Source organism: Paenibacillus forsythiae T98 (assembly GCF_000520735.1).
In the GTDB taxonomy this organism is placed as follows: domain Bacteria; phylum Bacillota; class Bacilli; order Paenibacillales; family Paenibacillaceae; genus Paenibacillus_AQ; species Paenibacillus_AQ forsythiae.
Genome location: NZ_ASSC01000742.1, coordinates 1 through 3,767 on the forward strand (window position 1 = coordinate 1; position 3,767 = coordinate 3,767).

Here is a 3,767-nt window from a genome sequence, read left to right on the forward strand (position 1 = left end):
GAACAAAATGTTCATGCTTACCGGATTTATGGCCATGTTCGCCAAGCACATGATCAACATCTACTATCTGTCCGGCGTCGTCGGCTTCAACAAAGTATGGACTTATATGATGCATGAATTCTTCCACGTAGAGAACCGCAGAAGCTTCGTCGGCGGATATTTCTCCAAGCGTTCGCCTAACTTCTGGCTCGTTCCGCTCCGCATGCTGCTCGGCGGGATGTGGCTGTATGAGGGCATCGACAAGCTGAGAAAAATTTGGGTGGAGCCAAGCAAGATCTTCCTGATTCCGGCAGCGCCGTATCTTAAAGACGCCACTTCAGCGGCAAGCGAAGCCGTTGACGCGGTTAAGGAGACGGTAGACGCGCAATCGGCGGCCTCGGCGGTTGATACCGCCAAAGAAGCGGTCTCCGCGCTCCCGGTTCCGAAGTTCATCTACAACATTTCGAACTGGTTCATGGATCTCCTGTTCTATAAACCGGATGGCAACTTCACTTTCCTTGCTAAATGGTTCCAAATCGGCATGGTCTGCGCCGAAATCGTGCTGGGCGTTATGCTCATCGTAGGCCTGTTCACCGCGATTGCATCCATTGCGACAATAGGCATGGCCGTCATGATCTGGACAACCAAAATGGCAGCCACGGAAATGCTCTGGTATGTGGCGGCGGCCATTGCCTGCATCGGCGGCTCCGGCAGCGTCTTCGGTCTCGACTATTATGTTCTGCCTTGGCTCAAGAAGCAGTGGAAGAAGGTTCCGTTCGTAAGGCGTTGGTACCTGTACACCGACTGAACGCTTTGAAGTCTGTGGCTTCTTCGCAAGGCATTCTTCCATTACACTTTGTTACGGCTATTATATAAGTGATGTATGTGTTTTCTGTGTATAATACAAGCCTAATAACCAGACTTTATGGAGTAATGTGTCCTTTGGCACATTACTTTCCTTATTTAAGAGCTGTTTTACGATAAATTGGCAAGAAGGAGAACAACCTGTGAACAGGCAACTCATTGGAGATACCATCCGGCTGCTCCAGGCTGAAATATCGCCCATCGCCGGAATTCAGCTCTCCCTCTCTCCGGAAGAAGGCGAAGCCCTTTTCACGGCAATGGAAGGCTATGAGCTGGAATACAGCCGCAAACTGCATCTGATGGGCATCTTTATCATCCTTGTCCAGGCGGCCCGGCGTCATATGGAATGCGCCGAGAATCATCCGGACCTGGTCCGAAGCGTCCTGGACGGAGATTATTTATACAGCTTTTACCTTCAATTCGCCCTGAAATATCGTGAGCTGGATCTCGTAATTCATCTGGCTCCGTTCATCAAGCGGCAGCAGATCAGAAGATCGCACGGGGACTATGCCGAGCAGAACCTCGCAGCCCAAATCGGACAGTTCCTGAAGGCTGAACTCAAGAAAAAGGCACATCGGAAAAAGTGTTAGAACAGGTGGGATCGCACCAGCATGAAGCTTCAAGAAGCCTTGAATATCGACATTGCGGAAGTGAACCGCGAAATTGAACGTCTCGTAACGAGCGACAGGGATGTCCCAGGCGGCTCGCCGCTGGCGACCCGCATCCTGGAGCTTATTGCCTCCGGCGGCAAGCGGCTTCGCCCCCTTATGGTGATTGTCGGAAGCCGGTTCGGCAACAAGAGCATCGGGCGCCGGACGCTTCAGCTCGCTGCGGCGGCCGAGTTCATCCATGCCGCTTCGCTTATTCATGATGATATCATCGACGACGCCAAGGTGCGGCGCGGCAGCCCCGCCCTGCATATCAAGGCGGGAGTCATCTCCGCCGTCCATATCGGCAATTATATGTCCGCGCGGGTAATCGAACTGTTAAGCAAGCAGGCAAGAAATAAGAACCGTTATGTGCATGATCTGTCGGCTGTGGCGACCGCCCAGCTGTGCATCGGGGAATATCAGCAGATGGAGCATGCCTATGATTACGATATTACTCTTGAGGAATATCTGGAGAAATCGCTCAACAAAACGGCTCTTCTGATGGCGACCTGCCTTCGCGCGGGGGCGCTGTCGGCCGGGAGCACGGAGGAGACGGCCGACGCGCTGTATGCGTTCGGCGAGTCGCTCGGACTCGCCTTTCAGATTCAGGACGATCTGCTGGACTTCACCCAATCGTCCGATACCCTCGGGAAGCCCGCCGGCAGCGACCTGCGCCACGGCCAGGTTACCCTGCCGGTTATCTACGCGCTTCAAGACCCCGGACTCGCGCCCCGCATCCGCCGCATCGGTCCCGGTTCCTCCGAAGCGGATATCGAGGATGCTCTGGCAGCAATCTCCGGCAGCGATGCGCTTGCCCGCACGGAAGAAACATGCCGCCGTTATCTGGAGCAGGCGGCTGATATTGCGAAGCAGCTGTCCTCTTATCCGGCGCATGCCGATCTGATGACGCTGATTCATCATTTTGCGGGAAGAGACCGCTGAACCCGCCCCTGCCTTCATACCGCGAAAGGCGGATACTCCCGCGAAAGAGTATCCGCCTTTTTATGCCTCTCTTCCAAAACGCAAACAAGCTCCGCCTATTCCCGTCTGAACAGTGTCCAGCGGAGAATTGGAGGAGCTTGTTCCCTATTCAGCTTACATAGAAATAATCAACCAGCGTACAAGCCAAAATAACCGAGCTAATCACCTGATTCAAATTATAAGAAGCGACCTTCATCAGTTGCCGGTTCGAAGGCTTGATGATTCTGTGCTCCGTCATGAGGAGCAGCGTCGCCACGCCGATGCCGGCAAGATAGATCCAGCCGAGGCCGCGCCATAAGTATAGGAACAGAAGCAGCGCAACCATGATAAAGTGCAGCGCCGCCGCAATGCGCAGCGCGTTCTCCAGCCCGAAATAGCTGGGGATGGACCACAGCCCGGCGCGGCGGTCGAAATCGATATCCTGGGTGCCGTATATAATGTCGAAGCCAGCGATCCACAGCATGACGACCGTGCCGATGACAAAAGGCGTGAACGCAATTTGTCCGGTTACCGCAAACCACGCGCCGATCGGCGCCGAAGCGATGACGAATCCAAGGTACAGATGGCTGAGATAAGTGAAGCGTTTAGTATAGGAGTAAGATGAGATCAGCACAATCGCCACCGGCGAGAGAATCAGGCACAGCAGATTCAGCATGCCCGACGCGGCGATGAAAATCATATAGTTGACGACGATGAACACGGCGACTTCCTTCTCGGCCAGCAGCCGACGCGGCAGATGCCGGTGCGCCGTCCGGGGATTCTGTCCGTCAAAGATGCGATCCACAAGCCGGTTGAAAGCATTGGCGCCGTTGCGCGCGCCGATAAGGGCGATCAGCCCCCACAGCATGATATGGCCCGAGGGCCACCCGCCAGCCGCCCAGACCATGGAAATAATGGCAAAGGGCAGCGAGAACAGCGTATGCGAGAACATGACCAGCTCGCTGAACATTTTAAGCTTATGCGCTGCGATTTTGCAGGCGTTGATAATAACCATAGCGTTACTTCCCCATTCTTCTCTTGTCGTCCCGGCCCTCACGTTACATTCCAGGCGGCGCCGCGCCCGCAGAACTATGGGCCAGCGTCCCGTCAAGCGCCTCCAGCATACCGTCGATATCCGCCTCCATAATAACAAGCGGAGGTTGGAAGGCCAGGACATTGCGGCCCACTCCATTTTTCCCGATCAAATAACCCCTGTCCTTCATTTCCTCCAGCACAAGATCCGTCAAGGCCGCCGCATCCGACGCATTGCCGCCGCGCAGTTCCATACCCAGCATAAGCCCCGTTCCCCTTACA

At 54.9% G+C, this 3,767-nt stretch carries 3 protein-coding genes and 2 pseudogenes; 3 read left to right on the top strand and 2 right to left on the bottom strand.

The window, feature by feature from the left end; translation table 11 throughout:
• The 3 genes and pseudogenes from L692_RS0122540 to L692_RS0122550 all read left to right on the top strand — a co-directional run.
• Positions 1 to 787, top strand: a pseudogene (locus L692_RS0122540) (DoxX family membrane protein); the annotation flags it as partial.
• A gap of 199 nt (positions 788 to 986) precedes the next feature.
• Entirely contained in the window at positions 987 to 1,433 is a 447-nt protein-coding gene (locus L692_RS0122545) for a hypothetical protein (protein ID WP_025702239.1), read from the top strand.
• A gap of 21 nt (positions 1,434 to 1,454) precedes the next feature.
• The gene (locus tag L692_RS0122550; protein WP_025702240.1) at positions 1,455 to 2,435 is read left to right on the top strand and encodes a polyprenyl synthetase family protein; all 981 of its coding nucleotides are present in this window, start codon (positions 1,455 to 1,457) and stop codon (positions 2,433 to 2,435) included.
• A gap of 148 nt (positions 2,436 to 2,583) precedes the next feature.
• Here the strand turns inward: L692_RS0122550 and L692_RS0122555 are convergent, their stop codons facing one another.
• Positions 2,584 to 3,468, bottom strand: a complete 885-nt coding sequence (locus L692_RS0122555; protein ID WP_025702241.1) for a UbiA-like polyprenyltransferase — start codon at positions 3,466 to 3,468, stop codon at positions 2,584 to 2,586.
• A gap of 43 nt (positions 3,469 to 3,511) precedes the next feature.
• A pseudogene (locus tag L692_RS0122560) lies at positions 3,512 to 3,767 on the bottom strand (aminotransferase class III-fold pyridoxal phosphate-dependent enzyme); the annotation flags it as partial.